The 24,220-nt window shown below is 60.3% G+C and carries 27 protein-coding genes, 1 tRNA gene and 1 pseudogene; 16 read left to right on the top strand and 13 right to left on the bottom strand.

Features of this window, described 5'->3' with window-relative positions:
- The first annotated feature begins 145 nt into the window (after nt 1-145).
- From AARI_RS01005 to AARI_RS00995, 3 genes and pseudogenes are all read left to right on the top strand, one after another.
- Nucleotides 146-1,750 carry an ABC-F family ATP-binding cassette domain-containing protein gene (locus AARI_RS01005; protein WP_013347524.1) on the top strand — a complete coding sequence of 535 codons (1,605 nt, stop codon included), beginning with the start codon at nt 146-148 and terminating at the stop codon, nt 1,748-1,750.
- A gap of 75 nt (nt 1,751-1,825) precedes the next feature.
- Nucleotides 1,826-2,077, top strand: coding sequence for a hypothetical protein (locus AARI_RS01000; protein WP_013347523.1), 252 nt, complete (start codon nt 1,826-1,828; stop codon nt 2,075-2,077).
- A gap of 15 nt (nt 2,078-2,092) precedes the next feature.
- Nucleotides 2,093-2,686: pseudogene (locus tag AARI_RS00995) on the top strand (dienelactone hydrolase family protein); the annotation flags it as partial.
- 91 nt (nt 2,687-2,777) lie between these two features.
- On the opposite strand, the gene AARI_RS00990 reads toward AARI_RS00995, so the two are convergent.
- Nucleotides 2,778-2,850, bottom strand: a tRNA-Lys gene (locus tag AARI_RS00990).
- Between the two features lie 160 nt (nt 2,851-3,010).
- Here AARI_RS00990 and AARI_RS00985 point away from each other — a divergent pair.
- Nucleotides 3,011-3,676 carry a hypothetical protein gene (locus AARI_RS00985; protein WP_013347521.1) on the top strand — a complete coding sequence of 222 codons (666 nt, stop codon included), beginning with the start codon at nt 3,011-3,013 and terminating at the stop codon, nt 3,674-3,676.
- A gap of 63 nt (nt 3,677-3,739) precedes the next feature.
- Complete coding sequence (locus tag AARI_RS00980; RefSeq protein WP_157867060.1) at nt 3,740-4,759, top strand: MFS transporter; 1,020 nt, start codon at nt 3,740-3,742, stop codon at nt 4,757-4,759.
- A gap of 49 nt (nt 4,760-4,808) precedes the next feature.
- On the opposite strand, the gene AARI_RS00975 is transcribed toward AARI_RS00980, so the two are convergent.
- Nucleotides 4,809-6,254: an IS481-like element ISAar22 family transposase gene (locus AARI_RS00975; RefSeq protein ID WP_013347520.1), complete on the bottom strand. Its 1,446-nt coding sequence runs from the start codon at nt 6,252-6,254 to the stop codon at nt 4,809-4,811.
- Nucleotides 6,255-6,306: 52 nt separating this feature from the next.
- Nucleotides 6,307-6,552, bottom strand: a complete 246-nt coding sequence (locus AARI_RS00970) for a hypothetical protein (RefSeq protein ID WP_013347519.1) — start codon at nt 6,550-6,552, stop codon at nt 6,307-6,309.
- 374 nt (nt 6,553-6,926) lie between these two features.
- Between AARI_RS00970 and AARI_RS00965 the strand changes: the two genes are divergently transcribed.
- Both AARI_RS00965 and AARI_RS00960 read left to right on the top strand, forming a co-directional pair.
- Complete coding sequence (locus AARI_RS00965; protein ID WP_041649201.1) at nt 6,927-7,541, top strand: hypothetical protein; 615 nt, start codon at nt 6,927-6,929, stop codon at nt 7,539-7,541.
- A gap of 4 nt (nt 7,542-7,545) precedes the next feature.
- Nucleotides 7,546-8,574, top strand: a complete 1,029-nt coding sequence (locus AARI_RS00960) for an inorganic phosphate transporter (protein WP_013347516.1) — start codon at nt 7,546-7,548, stop codon at nt 8,572-8,574.
- Here the strand turns inward: AARI_RS00960 and AARI_RS00955 are convergent.
- The 7 genes from AARI_RS00955 to pstS form a co-directional block, all read right to left on the bottom strand.
- Nucleotides 8,571-8,768: a helix-turn-helix transcriptional regulator gene (locus AARI_RS00955; RefSeq protein WP_013347515.1), complete on the bottom strand. Its 198-nt coding sequence runs from the start codon at nt 8,766-8,768 to the stop codon at nt 8,571-8,573. The two genes, AARI_RS00960 and AARI_RS00955, sit on opposite strands and share 4 nt — an antisense overlap.
- Nucleotides 8,768-9,259 carry a hypothetical protein gene (locus AARI_RS00950; RefSeq protein WP_013347514.1) on the bottom strand — a complete coding sequence of 164 codons (492 nt, stop codon included), beginning with the start codon at nt 9,257-9,259 and terminating at the stop codon, nt 8,768-8,770. The genes AARI_RS00955 and AARI_RS00950 overlap by 1 nt, the downstream gene beginning before the upstream one ends.
- Nucleotides 9,259-9,726 carry a hypothetical protein gene (locus AARI_RS18340; protein WP_013347513.1) on the bottom strand — a complete coding sequence of 156 codons (468 nt, stop codon included), beginning with the start codon at nt 9,724-9,726 and terminating at the stop codon, nt 9,259-9,261. The genes AARI_RS00950 and AARI_RS18340 overlap by 1 nt, the downstream gene beginning before the upstream one ends.
- Nucleotides 9,727-9,936: 210 nt before the next feature.
- Nucleotides 9,937-10,716 carry a phosphate ABC transporter ATP-binding protein PstB gene (gene pstB, locus AARI_RS00940; protein ID WP_013347511.1) on the bottom strand — a complete coding sequence of 260 codons (780 nt, stop codon included), beginning with the start codon at nt 10,714-10,716 and terminating at the stop codon, nt 9,937-9,939.
- A 46-nt stretch (nt 10,717-10,762) separates the two neighbouring features.
- Nucleotides 10,763-11,902 carry a phosphate ABC transporter permease PstA gene (pstA, locus tag AARI_RS00935; protein WP_013347510.1) on the bottom strand — a complete coding sequence of 380 codons (1,140 nt, stop codon included), beginning with the start codon at nt 11,900-11,902 and terminating at the stop codon, nt 10,763-10,765.
- On the bottom strand, nt 11,902-12,837 hold the full coding sequence (gene pstC, locus AARI_RS00930) for a phosphate ABC transporter permease subunit PstC (RefSeq protein WP_013347509.1): 936 nt from the start codon (nt 12,835-12,837) through the stop codon (nt 11,902-11,904). Before pstC ends, pstA begins: the two co-directional genes overlap by 1 nt.
- A gap of 119 nt (nt 12,838-12,956) precedes the next feature.
- Complete coding sequence (gene pstS / locus AARI_RS00925) at nt 12,957-14,072, bottom strand: phosphate ABC transporter substrate-binding protein PstS (protein WP_013347508.1); 1,116 nt, start codon at nt 14,070-14,072, stop codon at nt 12,957-12,959.
- Nucleotides 14,073-14,284: 212 nt separating this feature from the next.
- Here pstS and AARI_RS00920 point away from each other — a divergent pair, with 212 nt between their 5' ends.
- Genes AARI_RS00920 through disA form a run of 3 tightly spaced genes read left to right on the top strand, consistent with a single transcriptional unit; the run spans nt 14,285 to nt 17,965 of the window.
- Nucleotides 14,285-15,427: an FUSC family protein gene (locus tag AARI_RS00920; RefSeq protein WP_013347507.1), complete on the top strand. Its 1,143-nt coding sequence runs from the start codon at nt 14,285-14,287 to the stop codon at nt 15,425-15,427.
- Between the two features lie 35 nt (nt 15,428-15,462).
- Complete coding sequence (gene radA, locus AARI_RS00915) at nt 15,463-16,857, top strand: DNA repair protein RadA (protein WP_013347506.1); 1,395 nt, start codon at nt 15,463-15,465, stop codon at nt 16,855-16,857.
- A gap of 34 nt (nt 16,858-16,891) precedes the next feature.
- Nucleotides 16,892-17,965 carry a DNA integrity scanning diadenylate cyclase DisA gene (gene disA, locus AARI_RS00910; protein WP_013347505.1) on the top strand — a complete coding sequence of 358 codons (1,074 nt, stop codon included), beginning with the start codon at nt 16,892-16,894 and terminating at the stop codon, nt 17,963-17,965.
- 5 nt (nt 17,966-17,970) lie between these two features.
- Here the strand turns inward: disA and AARI_RS00905 are convergent, their stop codons facing one another.
- Nucleotides 17,971-18,588, bottom strand: coding sequence for a hypothetical protein (locus AARI_RS00905; protein WP_013347504.1), 618 nt, complete (start codon nt 18,586-18,588; stop codon nt 17,971-17,973).
- Between the two features lie 122 nt (nt 18,589-18,710).
- Here AARI_RS00905 and AARI_RS00900 point away from each other — a divergent pair, with 122 nt between their 5' ends.
- Both AARI_RS00900 and AARI_RS00895 read left to right on the top strand, forming a co-directional pair.
- Nucleotides 18,711-19,619 carry an HhH-GPD family protein gene (locus tag AARI_RS00900; protein ID WP_013347503.1) on the top strand — a complete coding sequence of 303 codons (909 nt, stop codon included), beginning with the start codon at nt 18,711-18,713 and terminating at the stop codon, nt 19,617-19,619.
- A gap of 64 nt (nt 19,620-19,683) precedes the next feature.
- Nucleotides 19,684-20,484 (top strand): DUF1206 domain-containing protein, encoded by an 801-nt coding sequence (locus AARI_RS00895; protein ID WP_013347502.1) that lies wholly within the window; start codon nt 19,684-19,686, stop codon nt 20,482-20,484.
- Nucleotides 20,485-20,489: 5 nt separating this feature from the next.
- On the opposite strand, the gene AARI_RS00890 is transcribed toward AARI_RS00895, so the two are convergent.
- Nucleotides 20,490-20,999, bottom strand: coding sequence for an amino-acid N-acetyltransferase (locus AARI_RS00890; protein ID WP_013347501.1), 510 nt, complete (start codon nt 20,997-20,999; stop codon nt 20,490-20,492).
- A gap of 130 nt (nt 21,000-21,129) precedes the next feature.
- Here AARI_RS00890 and AARI_RS00885 point away from each other — a divergent pair, with 130 nt between their 5' ends.
- From AARI_RS00885 to AARI_RS00870, 4 genes are read left to right on the top strand one after another with little or no spacing between them, the layout of a single operon-like run.
- On the top strand, nt 21,130-22,347 hold the full coding sequence (locus AARI_RS00885; RefSeq protein ID WP_041648273.1) for an MFS transporter: 1,218 nt from the start codon (nt 21,130-21,132) through the stop codon (nt 22,345-22,347).
- Between the two features lie 57 nt (nt 22,348-22,404).
- The gene (locus AARI_RS00880) at nt 22,405-22,749 is read left to right on the top strand and encodes a helix-turn-helix transcriptional regulator (RefSeq protein ID WP_173362800.1); all 345 of its coding nucleotides are present in this window, start codon (nt 22,405-22,407) and stop codon (nt 22,747-22,749) included.
- Nucleotides 22,750-22,796: 47 nt separating this feature from the next.
- The gene (locus AARI_RS00875) at nt 22,797-23,204 is read left to right on the top strand and encodes a VOC family protein (protein WP_013347498.1); all 408 of its coding nucleotides are present in this window, start codon (nt 22,797-22,799) and stop codon (nt 23,202-23,204) included.
- A gap of 12 nt (nt 23,205-23,216) precedes the next feature.
- Nucleotides 23,217-23,663: an iron chaperone gene (locus AARI_RS00870; RefSeq protein ID WP_013347497.1), complete on the top strand. Its 447-nt coding sequence runs from the start codon at nt 23,217-23,219 to the stop codon at nt 23,661-23,663.
- A gap of 31 nt (nt 23,664-23,694) precedes the next feature.
- Here the strand turns inward: AARI_RS00870 and AARI_RS00865 are convergent, their stop codons facing one another.
- On the bottom strand, nt 23,695-24,162 hold the full coding sequence (locus AARI_RS00865; protein ID WP_013347496.1) for a hypothetical protein: 468 nt from the start codon (nt 24,160-24,162) through the stop codon (nt 23,695-23,697).
- Nucleotides 24,163-24,220: the final 58 nt, after the last annotated feature.

The raw sequence follows: 24,220 nt of genomic DNA, 5'->3' as shown, positions 1-24,220 counted from the left end.
CCCCGCACCGATTCCGACCGGTGCATCTTGTTCATTTCGGCTACCGGCTTCGGTATCCTTTTCCTTTCCGGCTCCCCTGCGGGGTTGAGCCAATTCTGCGATCCCCCAAGCCGGCAGCCCCTTCGCAATTGCGGGAGGAACCTGCATGTCTTTGACACCACCAATTACCCTGAATAACCTCAGCTTCGCCTGGCCCTCGGGAGAACGCGCCCTGGCCAATCTGGACGGTACGTTTCCATCCGGACGGACGGGGTTGATCGGCGCCAACGGGAGCGGCAAATCGACGCTGCTCAAGCTGATCGCCGGGCAGCTGCACCCAACCAGCGGAACGGCAGAAACGAGCGCGCCGCTGAGCTACCTTCCGCAAACGCTGGCTTTGGAACAGGACACGACCGTCGCCCAGCTGCTGGGGGTGCATCGGGTCCTGGCGGCTTTGGAAGCTATCGAGTCCGGCAGTGTCGACCCAGCGGATCTCGATGCGGTGGGCGCGAGCTGGGATGCCGAAGCCCGGGTTCGAGCTGAACTGGCGCCGCTGGGCTTCGACGGGCTGGATCTGGGCCGCAAGGTAGCCACGCTATCGGGCGGGGAAGCAATGCTGCTGGCAGTGCTCGGCTTGCGCATCGCCGATTCGCCCATCACCCTGCTCGACGAGCCGACGAATAACCTCGATCGCCCTGCCCGTGAATTGCTCTACGACCTTGTACGTGCCTGGAAGGGCACGCTGGTTGTGGTGAGCCACGATATCGAGCTGCTCGAGCTCATGGAGCATACGGTGGAGCTTTACGGCGGGAAGCTCAGCGTTTTCGGAGGGCCCTACAGCGCTTACCGCGAGCAGCTTGAAACCGAGCAGCAGGCGGCCGAGCAGGCAGCCAGAACTGCCCAGGCCTCCCTGAAAGTGGAAAAGCGCCAACGGGTAGAAGCCGAAACGAAGTTGGCGCGGGCCAAGCGCAAGGGGCGGGCCACCCAGCTTTCCGGAGGCATGCCGAAGATCCTGGCCAACCACCTTCGCCAGAAATCCGAGGCAAACGCCGGGAAGATGCGTTCCAACCTGGATGGCAAGGTCGATTCGGCACAGGCCCGGCTCGATGATGCTGATCAGCGGGTTCGGCAGGCCGAGCACATCAACATCGAGTTGCCCGATCCGCGGCTGCCCTCGGGCAAGCAGGTCGCGGCGCTGGGTCCAGCGGATCACCAGTTCATCATCCAGGGACCCGAACGCGTGGGCCTTGTCGGCCCCAACGGTTCCGGGAAAACCACTCTGCTCAAGCAGATGCTCGCGGGCGAAGCTCCCGGCCCCGGACTGGGCGGACAGCTCTTCCTTGACCGGGTTGGGTATCTGCCCCAGCGCCTGGACGGCCTGGATGGGGAACTGAGCGCCATGCAGAACGTGGCATCGGTGGCGCCAGCGGCAACCGCGAACGACGTGCGCAAGATGCTTGCCCGGTTGCTGCTGCGCGGTGACAGCGCCGACCGGCCATTGGCGGTGCTTTCCGGCGGCGAGCGTTTCCGGGTCTATCTGGCGACGCTGCTGCTGGCAGAACCAGCCGCGCAGTTGCTCATCCTCGATGAGCCCACCAATAATCTGGATATGGACAGCGTGCGCCAGCTCAGTGAAGCACTGGGCACCTATAAGGGAGCGTTGCTGGTAGTCAGCCACGATCAGCATTTCCTAGCGCAGCTGGATCTGGACTATTTGCTGGAAGTCGGCCCTCGCGGGACCTTGGCGAAGACCTACCCGAATCCGGTTTGATTGCCTTCAGGCAGTGTGCTGGCGGTCTAGACTTGTTCAAAGCACACCGCCGAGGACCGAGAAAGCAAGTTGAATATGTCCTATCCCCAGCGTACCGTCGAAGTCGTTAAGACCGGTCTGGTCATCGACCAGTCCGCAACCCTGCTCTGGCAAGACATCAAACGTGCCTTCATCTATGAAACCGGTTCCGGCCAGGAAGCACTGACCTGCGCTGAATTCATGCTCGTTGAGGGGTACAGCGTGGAAATCAACAGCCAGATGCCCGGCTGGGATTTGGCCATTGAACACCTGACGCAGCGCATTGAAAACCTTGTCGACGAGCGCTAGACACCACTAGGAGCACCCATGGCTACGATCGTTCTCTTCCACCACGTCCAGGGTCTCACCCCCGGAGTGCAGGCTATGGCCGCAGAATTGCGTGCAGCCGGGCACACCGTGCACGCTCTGGACTTGTATGCGGGCAAGCTTCCCAAGGACTTCGATGCCGGGATGCGCATGGCCGGCAAGCTGACCGAGGACAAGATCCAGGAACGCGTCGACAAGCTATTTGGCAAACTGCCCGAAGAGCTGGTCTACATCGGCACTTCCTGGGGCGCGGCCCTGGCCCAGCAGTGCGCGCAGCAACGTCCCGGCGCCATCGCCGCGATCCTGCTCGAATCCTTCGTGGATCTGGACGCCGACTGGAGCTTCGGGCCGTGGCCGGAAAATGTCCCGGTGCAGATCCATGGCATGGACCAAGACCCGTTCTTCGCGAAGGAAGGCGACCTGGAGGCAGCTCAGCGCTTCGTTGAAGCAGAGGGCGGCGATATCGCCCAGCTCTTCACCTACCCTGGCAAGCAGCACCTGTTCACCGACAGCTCGCTTCGCTCGCATGATCCAGAAGCTCGCGCGTTGGTGATGGAACGCATGGTCAAGTTCCTTCAGCCCTACGTCTAGCACGAGGGCAGTCCGCTGGTTCCATGCCGGACAATAAATCGAAAAAACCGGACCCGGCTTGCGCTAGCAAGCCGGGTCCGGTTTCATTTCGTGCGCCCTGCGGGGATCGAACCCGCGACCAATGGATTAAAAGTCCAGTGCTCTACCAGCTGAGCTAAAGGCGCACGGCACAAGGCCAGAATCCATACTACCTGATTGATCGGCATGAGTATTAATCGACGCTTTTCAGGAATCTGCACCCGGTAATTTTCGCTGGATCTTGGGGATTGCAAGCTAAATCACTTGTTAGCGGAGAACTCAGGATCAGCGAGTATTCTGGAGCGCATGAGAGGTGCACGCGCAGGATCAAGAGTTGCCCAGGATGCGGGATTCCGCCATCACAAACCACGCCCCTTCGCCCCGGCAGAATTCGAGCCATACGAGGGTGGCGCGGATCCGGCGCGGGTATCGGAAGCAGCCCACTTATCCGCACAGGCTTTCGTGCGGCGCGGCATCGCCAATAACAATCCCGAAGTATCCCGCCGGCTGATCGCGGTGGCTGAAGACGAGGGACTGGAGGTGCTCGCACAGCTGTGGAGCGAAGCGCCGGCCCATTCCCTGCCAGGTGCCCTGTGGCGCTTGTATGCGGTGCGTGCGGCCACCATGAGCAAGCCCGAGGTGCATTCGGCGCGATTCATGGCCGGAGCCCATCGCGCCGAAGTGGAACGCGTCGTTGCCGGAGTAGCTGAGCCGCCGACCGCCGAGGAAATGAAGAAGATGACCGGGTCAATCCTCTCCGGCGCCTTCAACGGCGACTTCGCCCATGCCTTGGAACGCACCGCCGCCTATTGCCGGGTATTGGCCTTGGGCATGACCGAGCATGCCGATGCGGCAGATTTCTCCAACAGCGATCGCGGCACCAAACTGACCCAGCAAGCGCGGGCACTGGACGGCACCGCAGCGGACTTGGAAGTCTGCGCCCGCCTTTGGCGCCAAGACGCATTGGACTGAAAACCGGCCCCGCCCCTCTAGGATGGACTGGGGAAGTTACCCCTCAATCTTTGGCAGGTGGGTGTGGGCGCAGCATCGAGGACCAACTCTTCAGGACTCGTGCGCTGGTTGCTGATCTTGATCGCAACGGCGCTGCTTTCGCAAACGGCGCTGAACCTCATCCGCCCGGTGACCACCTATAAGCTCATCTCTTTTGGCTCCGGCGAGTTCACCGTCGGCGTGGTAACCGCGGCCTATGCCATCCTCCCGCTGTTCACCGCGATGATGCTGGGCCGCATCAGTTCGCGGATCCGCAGGGTGCGGTTCTTGATGGTCGCTGGCGTGGCCTTGCTGGCCGCGGGCGGCATCGGCATCAACTTCTCGCCCAACGCGTTGACGGTGGCCCTGGCCAGTGCCATGCTGGGACTTGGGCATCTGATGTTCACCATTGGCGGGCAATCTTCCATAGCCCGGTTCTTCCCCGACAGCGATCTGGACAAGGGATTCGGCTGGTTCACCGCAGCCTATGCGGCCGGGCAATTCGCCGGACCGCTGATCGGCGGCTTGGTGCTCGGCTCCGGCACCGATGCCACTTCCCCGGAACGCATTGCCGATATCAGCCTGTCCTTGTGGATTGCCGCCGGATGCTCATTGCTGGCCATCCCCTTCTTGCTTCCGAGCTGGCAGCCGCGGATCTCCAAAACCAAGTCGAATACTCGCCCGCAGAAGTCCAAGGCTTCCCTTGCCTCTGTTTTGCGCGTCAATCGCATGGCTTCGCACATGTTCGCCTCGATGACCCTGCTGGCCATGCTGGACATCCTCACGGCGTTCTTGCCGCTGGTCGCGGAGAAACATGGTGTCACACCGGAAGATGTTGGTGTGCTTTTGGCCATTAGAGGCCTCGCCTCGGTGGTATCACGGCTGTTCATCCCCAAGCTCTCGGCCCACTTTGAACGCAACCACCTGCTGGTTACCAGTTTGTACATTTCGGGCATTGCCATTGCGCTGTGTAATCACTCGGTAGTTTGTTTACACACGAACTCACCACATCGCTTACAACCAAACTCAGGACATCGTAGACACGCGGCATCAGCACATCGCTGACAACCAAACTCACAACATCGCTGACACCGTGCGCAACGAATCTCCTTAGCTAGGAAACGGCGACGTCAGGCGAATAGTAGATGTCCTCATACTCGATCCGCTTCTGAGTCCAGGCCGGCTTCGGATCCCTGATCCGGGCTCCATACACCTGCCACAACGGCACCAAACGCGCACTGGAATGCAGCCTGACCGGTAACGGAAATGACAGTGATTGCTCACCATCAACAGTGCTGTAAAGCGTATAAGCATCCTTGCTCAAGACCAGCTGGTATTCACCGATCAGGTGAGCTGGCACCTTGAAAACACGGCCACGAAAATAGATCTGCGGATTCGTCCGTCGAATCTGGATCACATCATCGCGTTGATCCGTCAGTACGCTGGGGCTACCGGTGTAGTTTTCAACCTTCGTACGTCCCAACACCTGAAGCCCATCATCCACTACGCCCTCCGGAACCAAATCGGCTTTCACGGCCAGAGCCTTGTCCAAGTACGACTGGGCTTTGGCCTGTATCCGGGCAATATCGATGGCCACGCCATCCGAACCACGATGATCACCGGCTTCCCACGCTTGAGCAGGCGTCAGATACGTGTGCCCCACTTTCAGCGCCTGGTGGCGCCGACGGTGGTTATAGTGATTCCGATACTGCTCCAACAACGTGGAAAGCTCCGCCAGGTTATGTGGTGCATGCGCGTCGAGGAACCGGGTCAACGTATTATGGCTGCGTTCGTTCTTGCCTTGCGTTTGCGGATGACTGAACCGGCCCGTAATCGCTTCGCAGCCCACGCTAGCCAAGAATATTTCAGTCTGGTTCACCAGGCCCTGCCGAGAAAGATTGAAAGCACCACCATTGTCGCTGAGAAGTTGTTGCGGCACCCCATACTCCGCGAACGCTGCCTTGAGCGTTTCCATCGCATCTTGCGCGTTCTCCATTTGCTCAAAGCACCGCGTACCCACGTCGAATCGGGAGCCGTCATCAATGAGCTGATAGATCATCGCCTTGGTCGCGTCCTGGTCGAACAATCGATATTCCAGTCCGTCGATCTGCCACATTTCCATCGGATGCGAACGGGCGAAGCGCAGCCATGATTTACGGGGGCGTTTGCGCGGGTTTCGCTTGGTAGCTCCGGCCTCGGCAAGGATCCTGCCGATCGTGGCCACCGAGGGGCGTAGCTCACCGAACTCCTGAGTATCAAGGCTTTCGAACCAGATAGATAAGGGCCCGTTGTCCCACCCGTCCTTGGCCAGTCGCTTGCGGATGCGTAGGACCGTGGTTTTGGTTTGGTCGCTGTAGATGCGCCGGTCTGTTTTCGGGGCTCTGGAGTGCGGGTTGAGTGCTTTGTTCCCTTCGGCAACGAATCGCTCTTTGACTTTGTAGTAGGAGGGTCTGCTGATTCCCAGTTCCTTGCAGAACTGCGAGATACTCAAGGAGTCTGGCAGGCCCGGATCGAACTCGATGATTTGGCGGCGTATCGACGCCGATAATGAATTTGACACGTTTAATTATCAAATTGATCGCTGACCAGAAGGGGCCTGCCAGCATGTCTTGCTACCTGTCAGCGATGTGCTGATACATCCTGTAAGCGATGTTGTGAGTCAGGGTGTAAGCGATGTTCTGAGAGAGGACAATTGCCATTGCGCTGGCACCGGTATTCATCGACAACTTATGGGCCTCGGGAGCCGCGCTGCTGATTGGCGGATTCTTCCTGGGCCTGGGCCAGCCGATGACCATGACCATGATTTCCACGTCGGTTCCGGCGGTGGATCGCGGTGCCGCATTGGCGGTGAGACTCATGGGAAACCGGGTCGGACAAGTAGCTTTGCCGATTATTTCAAGTACCGTGGCTGCCGGTTTGGGGCCGGCGTGCGCGATCTGGTTCTGCTGCTCCCTGCTCTGCCTGAGCGGAGCCGAGAAGAGCGTGCGCCGCTAGCGTGAGAAAACGCACGGGTGGCGGTCTGCGGTTGACAGCACCGGTGCCGGGCGAGAACACTAGGTATCGGTGCCGGGCCGCTGGTAACCCCGGGCTCCAAAATTCTGCCGCTTCGAGCGGCCTTCCGCCGAGAGGCGTTCCCGGTCCGGCACCTTCAAATACGATTCGTTAACTTCCACGTCGTAAACTGTTCTGCGTTGGTACCAATTAGCTGTCGAATCGAATGGTGCGCCGTAAAGTGAAGTTCCAGATCTTTCCCTCCACCTCGCGTGGCATCGAGTTGCTGTGCGGGTTGACGACGACCATTCGCACGTCCGTTGCCAATGTGTCCGAGATGATCGGCTCCCCCGACACCCGTGCGGATCAGCTGCGCGATTTGGCCTCAGCAGAAGCCGAGGCCTCCGATCTGGTGCACGCAGTGCTCACCCACCTGCGAACCAGCTATATCAGCCCGCTTCCCCGCGAAGACATGTACACGCTTTCGCGCTTGCTGCACGAAACCATGGAGCATCTGCGCGGCACCGGCGAACTGATCATGAATGTCGGCTCCACTCCGCTGTCCGAACGTTCCTCGGAGCAGCTCGAGCTCATTTCGCAGCTGGCCGAGCTGGCTTCCGATTCGGTACAGCGCCTGCATAACCTCGATGATCTGGAAGACAACTGGCTGCAGATGCTGCAGTTCTCCAAGCGCGCGGCCCGAACCCACCTGGTGTGGGTCAATGAGATTTCCAAATTCGCCAAGCCGGGAACCATCCACCGCCACCAGCGGGTGGCCGATCACCTGATGCTCACCGCCAACACCCTGCGCCAGTTCGCCGACCACCTCGGTCGCGTGCTGGTGAAGGAGTCCTAGGTAAATGGCCATCCTTTCGGTCCTCACCGGAATCGCGATCGTCCTCACCCTGGGCTATGGCGTGCTCAACGGCTTCAGGGATGCCTCCACCGCCGTCGCGGCCTCGATCCGCACCAGGGCGCTGCGTCCTGCTGTTGCGGTCTCAGTGGCCGCCCTATTCGCCTTCCTGGGCACCTTGGCGACCACGGGACTGAGCGTGGCCCTGGTGGACAAGCTGAACTTCAACGTTCCCGATGGCGTGGTCGGCCTGAAGCTGCTGATCTGCGGTCTGCTGACCGCCGGGGCCTGGGGCCTTTACTGCTGGTGGCGCGGACTGCCGGTCAGTTCCACCCACGCGCTGTTCTCCGGCCTGGTAGGCGCCAGCGGCGCCTCGGCCTTCATGGGCGATATGTCGATGTCCGGCGCCTGGGGCCTGTTGCTGGGCTCGGTGCTCCTGCCCTTGCTGGTCACCCCGGTAATCGCCTACATCCTGTCTTATCTGCTGGTGATTCCAGCAACCTGGCTGATGCGCCACAACACCTCGCAGTCGGTCAACAACGGGTCGCGCGCAGGCCAGGCCATCGCCGCTTGCGCCGTGGCCCTGGGATTGGGACTGCAAGACGGCCAGCGTACCGGTGCGATGATCGCCCTGGTGCTGATCACCGGGCATGCGATGGATCCGGGGCCGATGACCTGGGCGATCCAGCTGGCCGCAGGTGCGGCGCTGAGCCTGGGAGTGCTGCTGGGCGGATGGCGCATCACCTACACGCTCAGTCGACGGCTGGTGAACTTCGATCCGCTGCGCGGAATGATCGCCCAGGGCGTGGCCGCAACCATGCTGTTCCTCGGCTCGCTGGTCTTGCATTTGCCGCTGTCCACCACGCAGGCGGTCACCAGCGGCATCGTCGGTGCCGGCAATAACCAGGCCTTTGAATCGGTGGTCTGGCGCAATGTCAGCAAGGTGCTGGTGCACTGGGTGCTGACCCCGGCCATCTGCGTTGCCGGTGGCGCGATCCTGACCTTGGCGGTGCACCCGCTGCTGGGCAACGCCTAGTCTTCACCTGGAATGAAGAGGTCTTCGATCTTGCACCCGAAGACCGCTGAAAGCTTGAAGGCCAGCGGCAAGGACGGGTCGTAACGGCCCTTTTCCAGCGAGATAATCGTCTGCCGCGAGACGCCAAGCAGGTCCGCCAACGCCTGTTGGGAGAACCCGTGTTCCTTGCGGTATTCGCTGAGGTTGTTCTGCACTAGCTTTCGGCTCGCTTAATCAATTGGTACCTGATCATGTAATCGAGCAGGGCGATCCAGACCACTCCCGCAAACACCAATGCTACCGGCACGGAAAGCGGCTGGTCTGCCAACAGCGAGCACAGCGAGGCCGCGACGCAACCGAGCCCCAGGAAAATGACCAGGTCCCGGTAAACGCCTGCCTGAGCGCGGGTACGCCAGTTCTGCTCGACAGTTTGCTCCGGGTTCACCGCTGGTTTGGGCAGAGCGCTTCGGTCAACGAAGACGAACCACGCAATTGCGCTGGCCACCAGCCAGAAGGTGAATGCCAAGTTGATCCACGCTGGCCAGAACCCTTCATCGAAGTCCACCAGCAGGCTGATCAGGGTGCTCAGCACGACGGTGGCAAGCAGGCCGCTTCCCAGGACCAGTGTGATCATCAACGCCTTACCCCCGCCGAAACGGGAGCGGCCCAGCGCCAGGGTGCGCGGTTCGATTCCTCGGTTGCCCATCAGCCCTCAACCTTCTTGATCAGCAGATAGCGCACGGTGGTGTCCACCGCGGCGAACATCACGACACCGCAGAGCACCATGGCAGGGTCGACGTCGATGGGCAGCAGGAACAACGCCATGGCTCCCAGTCCGCAAACGGCGATCAAGTCATGGAATGCACCGAATGCCGCTTTGTCGTACCACTTTCCCTCGATAGAGGAATCGGGATCTTTCACGGCTCCGGCAAGAGTGTCCCGGTCGAGCATGATTACCCAGCACAGGGCGAAAGTTGCCGGCAGCATGACCAGCCCGGCGACTACAGCTGCCAGGGCCTTGCGCTGCACCACCGCGTCCGGACCGAACTGCCAGATCAGCCACGCAATTGCGGCCGAGAGGATCAGGCCGCCCAGCACTGAGAGCACAATCAGCAGCGCTGGCGATCCGCCAAAACGCGTACGCTCCCATTTGCTTTGAGTTGCTGTTGTCATGTCCACGCCTTTTCTCTGAAACGATCTGATGCTCACCCCACCATACTGACAAGCTTGCTTTACAGTCAAGGGTGCTTTACATTAGTAGTTAAAGTGCAGCGGCGCACCGTAATCGGTGCGCCGCTGGCGGTGATCCCCTCCAGGATCCCCGGAAGACCCCCCTTCCGGTCCGTCTACCGCCAGCTCAAGGAGCGGCGGCATACGAAATCTTTATCCGAAGCGCCCGGAGACGTAATCTTCGGTGGCCTTCTGCTCCGGGTTGGAGAAGATGGCTGCGGTGTCGTTGAACTCGATGAGCTTGCCCGGCTTGCCGGTGCCCGCAATGTTGAAGAAGGCGGTGCGGTCGCTGACGCGTGCGGCCTGCTGCATATTGTGGGTCACGATCACCACGGTGTAGTCGTTCTTCAGTTCGTTGATCAGGTCCTCGATTGCCAGCGTGGAAATCGGGTCCAGTGCCGAGCAAGGCTCGTCCATCAAGATCACGTCCGGCTTGACCGCAATGGTGCGGGCGATGCACAGGCGCTGCTGCTGGCCGCCAGAAAGGCCCGAGCCTGGCTTGTCCAGACGGTCCTTGACTTCGTTCCACAGGTTCGCGCCGCGCAGCGACTTCTCAACCAGGGAGTCGGCATCGGACTTGGAGATCTTCTGGCCGTTCAGCTTCACGCCGGCGAGTACGTTGTCCTTGATGGACATGGTCGGGAACGGGTTCGGACGCTGGAAGACCATGCCGATCTGGCTGCGTACGGTCACCGGGTCAACGCCGGCACCATACAGGTCATCGCCGTCCAGCAGCACCTGGCCCTCGACGCGGCCGCCGGGGATGACTTCGTGCATGCGGTTCAGGGTGCGCAGGAAGGTGGACTTGCCGCAGCCCGATGGGCCGATGAAAGCGGTGACGGACTTCGGCTCGATGTTGATCGAGACGCCTTCAACGGCGAGGAACTTGGAGTAGTAGACGTTCAGGTCGTTGACGTCAATGCGTTTTGCCATGATGTAATCCTTGGAAAGTTTGGGTTGTCCGGACCGGAGCCTTAGCTCAACGGCCCTTCTTTGGGGCGAAGATCGAGGCGACCAGGCGGGCGAGGAGGTTCAACGCCATCACCATGAAGATCAGCAGCAGGGCCGCGGCCCAGGCTCGCTGTACCGACGGATCGATGTTCGTCGGGCTGGTCGGGGTCAGGATCTGGTAATAGATGAAGGTTGGCAGCGTGGACATCCAGTTTGCGAACACATTCATGTTGATCTGGCTTGCGATGCCGGCGGTCACCAGGATCGGAGCGGTTTCGCCGATGACTCGGGCGATGGCCAAGGTGACACCCGAGGCAATGCCGGAGATCGCGGTCGGGATGACCACCTTCAAGATGGTGCGCCAGCGGCGCACGCCCAGTGCAAAGGATGCTTCACGCAGTTCGTTGGGAACGATCTTGAGCATTTCCTCGGTGGAACGGACCACCGTTGGGATCATCAGCACGCTCAATGCGACCGCTGCGACGATTCCCATGCGGGCGTTCGGGCCCAGGATCATGCCGAAGAACGCGGCTGCGAACAGACCGGCAACGATCGAAGGGATGCCGGTCATCACGTCGACGAAGAAGGTGATCGCCTTGGACAACGCCTTGCCCTGGCCGTATTCCACCAGATAGACGGCGGTCAGCATGCCCACTGGAACGGAGATCAAGGTGGCCCACAGGGTGATCAGCAAGGTGCCTACCACCGCGTGGTACGCGCCACCGACTACCGGGGCGCCATTGGCGACGGATTCATTGTCCACCGCACCAGTCACGCCGTTCATGGAGTTGAACAGGAAGTGGGCGTTCATGCCCGGCATGCCCTTTTCCAGCACCGTGTAGAGCACGGATACCAGTGGAATTACCGCGACGATGAACGCTGCATAGATCAGGTAGGTCCACATCGCGTTCTTGCCGCGGCGCTTGCCCTCCACTGCGCTGGTGATCACCGAAGCGGCCACCAGGAAGATGAGCGCCGAGTAGATTGCGAAGGAAGCAACGTTGAAGCCGGTGAGCGTCGAGGCTGCGGCGCCGATGATGATGGCGCCTGCGGCGATGGCCCAGATAGCCCACTTCGGAAGCTTGCCCTTGGCCAGCGAGTTGCGCTTGCGTACCGGCGGAGTCGGCCGGCCAGCCATATTGCTCTGATTAGTCGTCATGGTGCTCATCAGTTAGCTCCCGAGAATTCCTTGTGGCGGGCGATGATTCCGCGGGCGATCATGTTCACGACCAAGGTGATCAGGAACAGGACCAGGCCGGCGGCGATCAGCTCTGCCAGGCGCAGACCGAAGGCCTCTGGGAAGTTCAACGCGATTTCCGCGGCGATCGTCTGGTTGCCGGTCTTGATCAACGATGGGATCAAGTTTCCGGTGGAGAGCACCAGGGCAACTGCCATGGTCTCGCCCAAGGCGCGGCCCAGACCCAGCATGACAGCTGAGATGATGCCCGGACGGGCGAATGGGATCACCGCAGTGGTGATCATTTCCCAGCGGGTGGCGCCCAGCGCCAGAGCGGCTTCCTCATGCAGCTTCGGAGTCTGCAAGAAGATTTCGCGGCTCAGCGAGGTGATGATCGGCAATACCATCACGGCCAGTACGATGCCGGCGGTGAGCATGGTCTTGCCGGTCTGGCTGGCCGGGCCCTCGAAAATCGGGATGAAGCCCAGGTTCTTGGCCAGCCATTCGTAGCCGGGCACCAGAGCCGGAGCGAGCACCATGTAGCCCCAGGCCCCGTAGATCACCGAAGGGATCGCGGCGAGCAGGTCGATCAGGTAGCCCAGCGGGCCTGCGACCTTGCGGGGAGCGAAGTGCGAGATGAACAGTGCTACGCCGATGCCAATCGGGGTAGCGATGAGCAGCGCGATAGCTGCTGCGATAACCGTGCCGATAACAATCGGCCAGATATACGCGAAGAATCCTTCGCCGCCGGAAATCTCTGCTGGATCAGCAAAGAACGTCGGCAGGGCTTGGATCAGCAAGAAGACCGCGACCGCGAAGAGCGTGATCAGGATCAGGACACCGGCGCCCAGAGCGGCACCAGAGAAGATCTTGTCACCAGCGCGGCCGGAGGTCGATGACTTGCTTGTCAAAGCATTTGCAGTCATGGCTAGAGCCTTTACGAAACGGGGGTGTTGCAGTTTTCACTGCGGGGGTGGAGGGGTACTGCTGGTGCGGGTGGGTGAGTGCATCCACCCGCACCTGGTGCCGGTTGCCCGGCGGGATATTACTCGGCGACAGTGATGCCGTCGATGGACTTCTTGGCCTTTTCGGCAATCGCAGCCGAGATCGGCGCGTTGCCGGCCGAAGCCTGTGCGGTCTTCTGTCCATCTTCGGAGATGACGTAGTTGCCGAAGGCCTTGACCAGGTCAGCAGTTGCCTGGTCCTTGTAGCTGCTGCAGAAGATGTGGTACGAAACCAGAACGATTGGGTAGGTGCCCGATTCGCTGGTGTCGCGCTCCAGATCCAGAGCCAGGTCGTTCTCGGCTGCACCCTCAACTGGAGTTGCGGTCTCAAGCGCCTTGGCTGCTGCTTCAGCAGAAATCTTGGTGTAGTCCTCGCCGACCTTGACGTTCACGGTGGACAGGTTGCCCACTGCGGAGAAGTCAGCGTAGGTGATGGCACCATCGGTCGAGGTGGTGGTGGAAACCACGCCGGAGGTGCCCTTGGCGTTCTCCGACTGGATGTCGCTTGGCCAGTCGCCCGATACGTCGTAGGTCCAGACATCGGCGGCCGCGGCCTTCAGGTACTCGACGAAGTTCTCGGTGGTGCCGGACTCATCGTTGCGGTGCACCACGGTGATGGCGGTGTCCGGCAGTTCCACATCCGGGTTCTGCTTGGCGATAGCCTCATCGTTCCACTTGGTGATTTCCTTCTTGAACACCTTGGCGATGGTGGCTGCATCCATGTTGATCTCTTCAACGCCTTCAAGGTTGAAAGCGATGGCGATCGGCGAAACATAGGCTGGGATGTTGAAGGCGCCTTCTGGGCCGCAAACTTCCTTGGCCTTGGCTGCTTCGTCTTCCTTCAGGTAAGCATCGGAGCCAGCGAACTGTGCGCCGCCTGCCAGGAATGCTTCACGGCCAGCGCCGGAGCCATCTGGCGAGTACTGGACGTTGGCGTCAGGGTTAGCTGCCTTGAAGCCGGTGCTCCATGCTTCCATGGCCGAGTTCTGGCTCGAAGCACCGATGCCGGTCAGGGTACCGGTTACACCCGATGCCGCCGAGGTCTCGGCGCCTTCGGAGCCGGCTGCAGCGGTTGGGCTATCCGAACCGCAAGCGGTCAGCGCGAGTGCCGCTACGGAAAGAACGGCAGCTGCGCTGCCAATGCGATTGAGCTTCACGAGATTTACTCCCCATGTTGGTAGATCGATGTAAAATCTTCAGCGGCTTCTTCCCGCTTCATCTACGACGTTAAGGATCAAAGGTAACCAGCTCCCCCAGCGAAGGTGAACAGAAGGTTAACAAGTTGTCCACAGGCTCGTGATCCTGCTCACCAATGCAAAATGCCGGCAGCTTCTGCCATCTGGGACCGAACGCATGGAAGACTGAAGCCATGGCAACTACACGGAAGGCCAAGCGCATGCCAGCGCATGTATTCGGCTTCTTATCCCAGCGCAACCGCGCCGGGCTGATCCGTGCGCGTAGCTCCCTGCCGAGGATTTTGCGCATGACGCTGGGAGCCATCGGTGCATTCTGGATCGCCGAAAGCATCTGGGGGCATTCCCAGCCGATTTTCGCGGCCACCAGCGCACTTGTTTCGCTGGGCTTCGGGGCCTCCACTACGGTACGCAAGACCGCGGAGGTCGCCCTGGGATGCACGCTGGGCGTGGCTCTGGGCGATATCCTCATGCACTGGTTCGGCCAGGGAATCTGGCAGGCCGCACTGGTGATGTCGCTCAGCCTGGTCGTTGCCCGCTATTTGGATTCCGGAGCCATCTTTTCCACCCAGTTGGGCATGCAATCGGCGCTGGTGGTGCTGCTGCCCATCAGCGTTGACGGGCCGTTTGCCCGATCTATTGACGCGCTGACCGGTTCCCTGCTTGCCCTGCTGGTCATAGTTTTCTGGCCCACCGACCCGCGACGCAGCCCGGTTTCGGCACTCTCGGACCTGTTCAAGGAACTCTCCGAAGCCCTTCTGGAGTGCGCCTGGGCCATCCGCGACGATGACCGGCGCGCCGCCTTCCACGCACTGATCAAGACCCGTGGCACCCAGAAGCACTTGGATATGCTGCCTGCGGCTTTCCGTGCTTCCAAGGAAATCGCGATGATTTCACCCACCGGGCGACGCCACCGCCATGAATTGAACCGGCTATCCAAGCGGTTCAACCACTACGACTGGGCGGCCCGCAACTCCCGGGTATTTGCCCGGCGACTGGCATCGGTGCTCAGTAATAGCGCGCTGACGCCCGAAGGCGCACAGACCCTGGCCCCGCTGATGCGCGAATTGTCCGAAGCGGTCAACACCATGGCGCACTCGGTGCGCGAGACAACCGTGGCTGGCCAACGCAAATACGAGAAGTCCGCGCAGCTGCAGCTCGAAGGTGTCGCCGCTCAGCTGGATCCGCGTGCTTTGGGCGTTGAAGGGCTGCAGGGCGAAGGCCTGGTCCTGTTGCTGCGCCCCATGGTGGTGGACCTGCTGGAAGCAGCCGGCCGCGAGCATCAAGAGGCCATCGACGTACTGCCCAAGCTGTCCTGAGCAAAAATGTCCGCATAGCTCGATAGCATTGGGCTATGGCCAAAACCTCCACCCGCAGCAAGTCTTCCGCATCATTCAAATGCTCTGAATGCGGATGGACCACGATTAAATGGGTAGGACGCTGCGGCGAATGCCAAGCATGGGGCACCGTCGAAGAAGTAGGCGTCGTGTCCGCCCGCACCATTGCCGCCGCCAAAATCGCCCATCCGGCCAAGCCGATCGCGCAGATTGATGGCTCAGAAGCGGCCTTCCGCCCCAGCGGCGTCTCCGAATTGGACCGCGTGCTCGGCGGCGGATTGGTTCCTGCCGCGGCGATCCTGCTCGCTGGCGAACCGGGGGTAGGCAAATCCACGTTGCTGCTCGATGTTGCTGCGAAAGCGGCGCAAACAGGATTGCGCGTGCTCTACCTGACCGGCGAGGAATCGGCAGCACAGGTAAAGTCCCGTGCTGAACGCATCAATGCCATCGCCGACACCCTGTACCTGGCCGCCGAAACCGACCTGTCTTTGGCCTTGGGCCAGATCCAGGAAATCGATCCGCAGCTGCTGATCCTTGACTCGGTGCAGACCTTCTCCTCCGCAGAGATTGACGGTGCGGCCGGTGGCGTGTCCCAGGTCCGCGAAGTCGCAGCTTCGATCATCAATGCCGCCAAAACCCGAGCCATGTCCACCATCATGGTCGGGCACGTCACGAAGGAAGGTTCGGTAGCCGGCCCGCGCCTGCTCGAGCACCTGGTCGATGTGGTCTGCCAGTTCGATGGCGAGAAGCATTCCCGGTTGCGCATTCTTCGTGCGTTGAAGAACCGCTACGGAGCCACCGATGAGGTGGGCTGCTTCGATTTGAACGAAGACGGCATCGAATCGCTGACCGACCCATCCAAGCTCTTTGTCACCCGCACCCGCAACCCGGTGCCGGGCACCTGCATTACTGTCACGCTGGAAGGCCGGCGCCCGCTGGTTGCCGAGGTGCAGACCCTGCTCTCGCGCAGCAATGCCCCTGCCGCACGCCGGGCTACCAGCGGACTGGATGCCGCCCGCGCCCAAATGGTGGTGGCGGTGCTGCAGGCCCGTGCGCATATGGATCTGTCGTCCATGGATTCGTATATCGCAACCGTCGGCGGCGTAAAGATTGCCGAACCTGCCTCGGACCTTGCCTGCGCGTTGGCCCTGGCCTCCTCGATGAATGAATTCCCGCTGCCGCAGGACTTCGTTGCCTTCGGCGAAGTGGGCCTGGCTGGCGAGGTGCGGCAGGTGCCCGAAATCTCCAGGCGGATTACCGAAGCCCAGCGCTTGGGCTTCTCCTTCGCCATGGCTCCGGCCACCCCAGAACCATTGAAGAACATCCCCGAGGGCATCCGGGTGTTTCAGGTGGAGAACATCGCCCAGGCTCTGGATATCGCCTTCAACCAACGGCAGAAGCCAACAGGATAAACTTGAGTGTTGCTGCCCGTCGAAAGGACGCAAGTTGAAAGCGCACCCCACACCCGGATTTCTTGCCGTTCTGGCTCAAATCGCCCCGGGTACCGAGCTGGCCCAAGGCCTGGAACGAATCCAGCGTGGACGTACCGGCGCACTGATTGTGCTCGGACATGACAAAGTCGTCGAGTCGATCAGTTCCGGGGGCTTCCGGATCAACACCGAATACACCCCTACGCGCATCCGCGAACTAGCCAAGATGGACGGGGCAATCATCCTGGATGGCACCGGCCGGCAGATCCTGCAAGCTGGCGTGCAGCTGATGCCAGATGCGCAGATCGAAACCCAGGAGTCCGGCACCCGGCACCGCACTGCAGAACGTGTTGCCGCGCAGACCGGGTTCCCCACCATTTCCGTTTCGCAGTCCATGCAGACCATTACCCTTTATGCAGACGGCGAGCGCCATGTGCTCGAACCTGCAGAGCGCCTGCTGGCCCGAGGCAACCAGGCCATTGCTACCTTGGAACGCTATCGCCATCGCCTGGACCAGGTCACCAGCACACTATCTGCTGCGGAAATCGAAGATGTCGCCACCGCACGAGAAGTCTTGGCCGTCTTGCAGCGTACAGAGATGCTGCGCCGAACCAGCGAAGAAATCTCCCGTTACGTGCTCGAGCTGGGTATCGACGGGCGCCTGCTGGCAGCCCAGCATGCTGAGTTGCTCTCCGGCATCCAAGTAGATAACCAGCTGCTGCTGCGCGACTACTCGGATGCAGAAGGCCAAGAGCTTGATATCGAGCAGGCTCTGGAGAAGCTGCATGAAGTTTCCGATGCGCAGCTCATCGATATTGACGGACTGATAAAGATCTTGTTCCCGCACTCAATGGTTGGCCAAGATGACCAGCTCACCCCCAAGGGCTACCGTTTGCTTTCGCAGATCCGCACGGTGCCCAAGCTTGTCGGCGATCGCCTGGTGGCGTCTTTCGATAACTTGCAGTTGCTCATGGCCGCGTCGACCAGCCAGCTGATGGAGATTGAAGGCGTGGGCGAACAGCGTGCGCGCTCCATTCGCGAAGGCCTGGCGCGCATGGCCGAATCCTCGCTCCTGGATCGCTACATCTAGGATTCTTATTCCAGAACGAAACTCACTGGCTCCGACACGAAATCGCCGATTGCCGCGGTGAACTTGTATGTGCCCGGTCGAGGCTGCACGCTAACCGCCTTGCAGCCGGGTGCTGAACGCTCCCGATTCCAGGTAAAGCGAGAATTCTCCTTCTGGCCTGGCTTGAAAGTCAGGTTTACGTCCTCTGCCTGGTCAAGGCAGTCAATTGTGGAGAAGATGCGGTCTGCACCGCTGGAAACCAAGAACTCCTGCTGCCTGCTTCCGACGTTCAGGTCGCATTCGCGTTTGGAGACATTTTCAATGCCGAGGATCAATGTCGGGTTCTTATCCGATGCATAATGTTTCGCATCGGTAGTCGCGGTAATTTCAATCTCATCGTCTTTGCACATCGCCGCCGAAGCCTCATCGTCTTTTTGCTCGCTCGACGGTGAAGAAGCTGGCTGGGTTTGCTCAGTGCGCGATTCATTGCCCGCAGTTTTCTGCGCATCAGGGGTAAACAGGCCAACCAGGGCAACGATGCCCCAGATAAGCACGCCGAGAAGCACCAGGGCGATGACTGCCACGGTGATCCGCCTGCGCCGGTAGACCCTGGCTCCCGGCTTTCCCCCTGATGTGTTGCTCATGGCTTAAGGCTAATTCATTTGCCGGCTTGAAACCGGTAATGGCGTAAAGCCCGGGGCAAATCACCTTTTCCAATCCGCCGCACGGATTCTTGGTGGTTGTCGTGCTGGCTTAGAGTGGTGGGGTGCAGCAAATCCACAACAGCATCAACCGCTGGTATTCACGCAACGCCCGCGACCTGCCATGGCGACGCCCAGGAGTTAGTGGTTGGGAGGTCATGGTCAGCGAGTTCATGCTCCAGCAGACTCCCGTCGTCCGAGTCCTACCGGTCTACGAAGAATGGATGCGCCGCTGGCCAAGGCCGCAGGACCTGGCCGCAGAACCACTGTCTGAAGCGTTGAAAGCATGGGGACGCCTGGGCTATCCGCGACGAGCGCAGCGCTTGCATGCCGCAGCTGTGGAGATCACCACCGAATACAACGGCGAGGTCCCCCGCACCGAAGCCGAACTTCTGTCCTTGCCAGGTATCGGGGACTACACGGCGGCAGCCATCGCTTGCTTTGCCTTCGGCGAGCGCACCGTAGTGGTGGACACGAATATTCGCCGCGTGCACGCCAGGCTCTTTGGCGGCATGGCTTTACCCGAACCAACCCCGCGTGCCAGCGAATTCGCCCGCGCTAGGGAAGTTCAGCCCGAAGAGCACCAGATAGCTAACATGTGGAACATTTCGGTGATGGAGCTCGGCGCGCTGGTGTGCACCGCACGCAGTCCCAAGTGCGAGCAGTGCCCGGTCTTTGAGCAGTGCGCATGGATTGCTGCTGGGCAGCCGGCTCCGCACTACACTCCGAAGGGCCAATCGTGGAAGGGCACCGACCGCCAGATTCGCGGCGCGATCATGGCGATCCTTCGCGAACATGAGCAAGCCGTACCCGAGCGCTCATTTTTGAACGATCTGGCCCAAGAATCGCATGCGAAGTACCTCGCGCTGGAAAAGCTGGGTTCTCCTCTGGAACAGCGTGAACGTGCGCTGGCCGGGCTGCTGAAAGATGGGCTGGCCGTCGCCGACGAAGATGGCATTCGACTGCCCTCCTAGCCCCGGCTCAAAACATCATGGCATCGGCTAGCTTTATCTGCTGGCTCCTACCTATGCTTAGCCCATGAACTCCTCAGTTGATCCGGCCGGAGCTGCTCGGCAAGTCGCGAAGAACCCTTGGTTTGAACGCGCAGCGCGGCTGGGATATGCCGCCAACGGCGTCCTGCACGCTACTTTGGGAATCCTCGCGGCAGTTATCGCTACCGGTGGCAAAGCAGAAGCTGATCAAAGCGGCGCAATGCGAACCTTAGCGGATCAGCCTTTTGGCATGGTCTTGCTGTGGGTCTGTGCAATCGGCGCGCTCCTGCTGGGACTTTGGTCTTTGGCGCAGGCCTTCTTGCCGGAAAACAAGGTGCGAGAACGGATCAAGCACGCAGCGACTTCGGTATCCTTCTTGGCTGTCGGATTTACCTTTGGAAGATTTGCGGTGGGCAAGCCCAGCGATTCCGGAAAGACTGCCACCAGCTTCAGCGGAGAAATGATGAAGTCGGGCTTGGGGCGGACGTTGCTGATTGCTATCGGCATCGGACTGCTGGTGATGGCCGGTTATTACATCTATAAGGGCGTTACCCGCAGATTCCTGAAAGATCTCTCCGGCTCACGGCATTCGGAGGTCTCACGAGCGATCAAGACTTCTGGAATGATCGGCTATCCGGCCAAGGGCGTCGTCCTGGGCACGCTGGGCGTACTGTTTATTGTGGCCACAGTACAGGGAGACCCGAAAGAGGCCAACGGGATCGATGGCGCTTTGAAGACCATCCAGGATCAGCCCTTCGGCCCGGTTGCACTGATTGCCATCGGCGTTGGCCTGGTTTGCTACGCGATTTACCTCGTGTTCCGCGCACGCTATGACCAGATGGACTAAATGCCTTAGTTCAGCGTGATGATCATGCGGGTGTTGCCCAGGGTATTTGGCTTAACGCGTGCCAGGTCCAAGAATTCAGCGACGCCTTCATCTCTGGACAGCAGGAGCTCTTGGTACACCGCCGGATCCACAGCGCTTTGATCAGCCATCACCTTGAAGCCCTGGCGCTCGAAGAAAGCGACTTCGAAGGTCAGGCAGAAGACCCGGCTGACTCCGACATCTTTGGCACGCTTGAGCAACCCAGAGAGCAGGACATGGCCTACGCCCTTGCCGCGCAGCTCGCCAGAGGTCGCCAAGGTACGGATTTCTGCGATGTCTTCCCAGATGACGTGCAAACCACCGCAGCCGACAACGTTGCCTTCTGCGTCTTCGGCCACCAGGAATTCCTGGATGGACTCGTAATAGGTCACCGCTTCCTTGTCCAGCAGGATTCGTTCCTCGGCCAATGGGCGCACAAGATTGCGGATTGCGTGGACATCACTGGTTTTGGCTGGGCGGACGGTATATGAGTTCACGTTCTAAATCCTATGCCTGCGGGTTTGCAGAATCGAAGATTCTGCTAGATATGTCATAAGAGGAACACCCCACGGTCAGATTCACCAAGATAAACTTGAACCTTGAAGTCGCTTTGAAGCAAGGATGAGGATGCCAGCTAAAACAGCACGCCCCGGTTTCGGGATGCTAGCCATCCTCCTTTCGGCAGTGGGCATTGCCCCGCTGCTTAATTACGGATTGAACGCCACCAGCGATCTTGTCATCAGGGATTTGGGAATCACCGAATCGCAGTTCGGCCTGCTGGCAACCGTTTGCTTTGGCTGCGCGGCCCTGGGCAATGCGGCCTTCGGGAAATTCTCCGACAAGCAGCCGGATACCCGGTTGCTCCTGTTGATTTTTGGCACCACCGCGGTGGCATTGGGCCTGGCTGCAATTCCGGCCGGTTTCGTTTTGCTCCTGATCGCTTCCGGCCTAGCCGGTTTTGCCCAGTCCTTCCCCAACGGGGTCACCAACCGCATTTTGGTGCAACGCGTTCCCAGCGCCCAACGAATCACGTGGACGGGCATCAAGCAATCCGGCGTGCAGGTTTCCCAGCTTGTGGGAAGCCTGGGATTCCCCCTGCTGGCCGCAGTCATTGGCTGGCATGGGGCTTCGTTGGTAGGTGCCGCGCTCGCGGCAATCCTGGCCATTCTTGCCCTGCGAATCGTCAGCGCCACTCCCATGCTTGCCGCCCCGGCACCCCGAAGCCCTCAACCGGATAAGAGCAGGCCGGCACCCGCCGCCGCACCCTCGACACGGTTCGTCATTATCGCGCTGAGCAGCTACGGCTTCATCAACGGCGTCGGAGTACAGGCAACTAACGTTTATCTGGCGCTCTTTGCGGTTCGTGAACTGGACTTCTCCTTGGTCGCCGGCGGCCTGACCGCTGCGGTTGCTGGCATCATTGGCGTCAGCGCCCGTATCGGCTGGGGAAAAATGATGTCACGCGGCGTTTCAGCACCGCGATTGTTGCTGCTGTTGGCGCTTTTGGCAATGGTTGGCGCGCTCAGCTTCCTGGGCGCACAGCAAATGCATTCCCCGGCATTGCTCTGGCTGGCAGTCGGGCTGCACGGCGCCTCTGCACTGGGTGTTTCGGTAGTGCTCATGGCCGCGTTGCTGCGCGCAATCCCCGCCAAGAACCTGGGCAGTGCCAGCGGCATCGTGTCTGCAGGCCAATTTGGCGGCTTTACCGTGGGGCCGGCTGCCATGGGGTTGCTGGTGGGTTCGGCCGGTGGATTCACCGCAGGCTGGATCACCGTCACCGGGATCTACCTGTGTTCCACATTCTTGGGGATCTTCTTGGTGGTGCGAGCTAAGAAGCGTGCTTAGTCCGTGAATTCCGAAACGCTAAAAACGCTGGCTCATTTGCGCCGGGCCAAGGATCTGATGGACCGCCATTACGCCGAGCCCTTGGATGTTCCGGCCATGGCGCAGCGCGCCGCGATGTCGCCTGCGCATTTCTCGCGCGAGTTCAAACGAGCATACGGAGAAACTCCGCATTCGTACTTGCTGACCCGCCGGATCGAACGGGCCATGCATCTGCTGCGTGCTGGGGCAACTGTCACCGATGCCTGCATGCAGGTCGGCTGGACCTCGCTGGGTTCCTTCAGCAGCCGCTTCACCGAAGTCGTCGGTGAGACTCCGTCTTCCTACCGAGACCGGGACCATTCGGCTACCGAAGCGGTGCCGGCCTGCCTTGCCAAGCTCCTTTTGCGCCCAGAACGATTCTGAGCAGTTTTGGAGAAGCGCGCCGCACACAGATTTTCTAAGCTGGTGGCATGGCAAACATTTCAATCAATTTTGTTCCACTGTCCGTGCTCGATGTCGATCAGGCTCTCTTGTTCTACCGCGACGGGCTGGGCTTCACCGTAGTTTCGGATGTCGCCAACGGCGACTTCCGCTGGGTGTCCTTGGTCGGATCCGATGGCTCGGGCACCAATTTGGTGCTTTCAACACCGGGGGCAGGACGGTCCGAAGCCGATGCGCAGGCCCTGGCCGAGTTGGTCGCCAAGGGCGCTATCGGTCCACTGGTGCTTTCCACCACGGATCTGGACGGGCTCTTTGAGTCTTTGAGCGCTTCGGGTGCAGAAGTCCTGCAGGAACCTATGGATCAGCCGTGGGGTCCGCGCGATTGCGCGTTCCGCGACCCTTCTGGAAATATGGTCCGCATCAACCAAGCTGCATAAGGAAGTCGAACTATGAGCGATTCAGAGCAAGACGGATTCTCGGCTGCTGAAAAAGCGGCCATGAAAGAGCGCGCCAAAGAGGTCCGCGCACCGAAGAAACGCATGACCAAGGCCGAGAAGGCGCAGCAGGCACGCAAGGAAGTTGAAGAGAAGATTGCTTCCTTCGAAGGCAATGACAAGGTTCTTGCCGAGAAGCTGCACCGGATCATTACCGCCACGGCCCCAGAGCTGGAGCCGAAAACCTGGTATGGCATGCCGGCGTACGCCTTGGACGGCAAGATCCTTTGCTTCATGCAGGATGCAAAGAAGTTCGGTACCCGTTACCTGACCTTCGGTTTCAATGACGGAGCACAGCTGGATGAGGGCACGTTTTGGCCCACAGCATTCGCGATCACCGCACTTGATGAACAGCTAGAAGAAAAGGTTTCGGCTCTGGTGGCCAAGGCAGTCGGCCGCTAATTTCCGCCTGTACAGAGGCCCTTGATTGCGCTTAGCGGTCGAGGGCCTCTTGCTCTGCCCGCGGCAAGGTCCTGGCCAGCAACACCGCAGACAGCGCGAAGACTGTGACCAGTGCCAGCAGTCCCATGCCGATGGGCAAGGCACCCAGCTGCGCAGCTTCTTGTCCGATGACGGTGAGGATCATCGCCGAGCCAAGTCCCAGGATGCCGAACCCAGCGGCTAGGAAGCAGACCACGATGGCTTTTGGCCCTGGGTTCCAGTGCCCCAAGGAAGTGAAGTCGCGGTAGGTAATGATGCCGATGGCGATACTGAGAGCAGCTGCGGCACCAATGATCAGCACTACCAGCCACATCGGACTGTATCCGATGCCTTCGGTGCCCACGTGGCGCACCAGCTGGTCGGGAAGCCGTGGACTCAGGAATAGGTACAGGGCCCAATAGGCCATGGCAGCGAGGATGGAAACGGCTATTACTTGCTGGCCTGCGCTTCGCATCTTCATGCATTAATCGTATGACAAGGCCGTTTTAAAGCAAATAGCCGTGGAACTGTTTTATTTC

This window comes from Glutamicibacter arilaitensis Re117 (genome assembly GCF_000197735.1).
Classification (GTDB): Bacteria; Actinomycetota; Actinomycetes; order Actinomycetales; family Micrococcaceae; genus Glutamicibacter; species Glutamicibacter arilaitensis.
Note: the sequence above shows the minus strand (reverse complement) of the source record. Positions and strands in the feature narration are given on the sequence as shown.

Bases quoted from the DNA above. Each gene is read 5' to 3' on its own strand.
- pstC (WP_013347509.1), bottom strand. From the start codon at position 12,837: ATGACTGCAAATGCTTTGACAAGCAAGTCATCGACCTCCGGCCGCGCT.
- AARI_RS00905 (WP_013347504.1), bottom strand. From the start codon at position 18,588: ATGAGCAACACATCAGGGGGAAAGCCGGGAGCCAGGGTCTACCGGCGC.
- pstB (WP_013347511.1), bottom strand. From the start codon at position 10,716: ATGGCAAAACGCATTGACGTCAACGACCTGAACGTCTACTACTCCAAG.
- AARI_RS00960 (WP_013347516.1), top strand. From the start codon at position 7,546: ATGGCCATCCTTTCGGTCCTCACCGGAATCGCGATCGTCCTCACCCTG.
- AARI_RS01000 (WP_013347523.1), top strand. From the start codon at position 1,826: ATGTCCTATCCCCAGCGTACCGTCGAAGTCGTTAAGACCGGTCTGGTC.
- AARI_RS18340 (WP_013347513.1), bottom strand. From the start codon at position 9,726: ATGACAACAGCAACTCAAAGCAAATGGGAGCGTACGCGTTTTGGCGGA.
- AARI_RS00880 (WP_173362800.1), top strand. From the start codon at position 22,405: ATGGACCGCCATTACGCCGAGCCCTTGGATGTTCCGGCCATGGCGCAG.
- AARI_RS01005 (WP_013347524.1), top strand. From the start codon at position 146: ATGTCTTTGACACCACCAATTACCCTGAATAACCTCAGCTTCGCCTGG.
- AARI_RS00875 (WP_013347498.1), top strand. From the start codon at position 22,797: ATGGCAAACATTTCAATCAATTTTGTTCCACTGTCCGTGCTCGATGTC.
- AARI_RS00895 (WP_013347502.1), top strand. From the start codon at position 19,684: ATGAACTCCTCAGTTGATCCGGCCGGAGCTGCTCGGCAAGTCGCGAAG.
- pstA (WP_013347510.1), bottom strand. From the start codon at position 11,902: ATGAGCACCATGACGACTAATCAGAGCAATATGGCTGGCCGGCCGACT.
- radA (WP_013347506.1), top strand. From the start codon at position 15,463: ATGGCCAAAACCTCCACCCGCAGCAAGTCTTCCGCATCATTCAAATGC.
- AARI_RS00870 (WP_013347497.1), top strand. From the start codon at position 23,217: ATGAGCGATTCAGAGCAAGACGGATTCTCGGCTGCTGAAAAAGCGGCC.
- AARI_RS00970 (WP_013347519.1), bottom strand. From the start codon at position 6,552: ATGAGTCTCACCGCCAATGCGGCACCGCGATCCACCGCCGGAACCGAC.
- AARI_RS00985 (WP_013347521.1), top strand. From the start codon at position 3,011: ATGAGAGGTGCACGCGCAGGATCAAGAGTTGCCCAGGATGCGGGATTC.
- AARI_RS00865 (WP_013347496.1), bottom strand. From the start codon at position 24,162: ATGAAGATGCGAAGCGCAGGCCAGCAAGTAATAGCCGTTTCCATCCTC.
- AARI_RS00920 (WP_013347507.1), top strand. From the start codon at position 14,285: ATGGCAACTACACGGAAGGCCAAGCGCATGCCAGCGCATGTATTCGGC.
- AARI_RS00950 (WP_013347514.1), bottom strand. From the start codon at position 9,259: ATGGGCAACCGAGGAATCGAACCGCGCACCCTGGCGCTGGGCCGCTCC.
- AARI_RS00885 (WP_041648273.1), top strand. From the start codon at position 21,130: ATGCCAGCTAAAACAGCACGCCCCGGTTTCGGGATGCTAGCCATCCTC.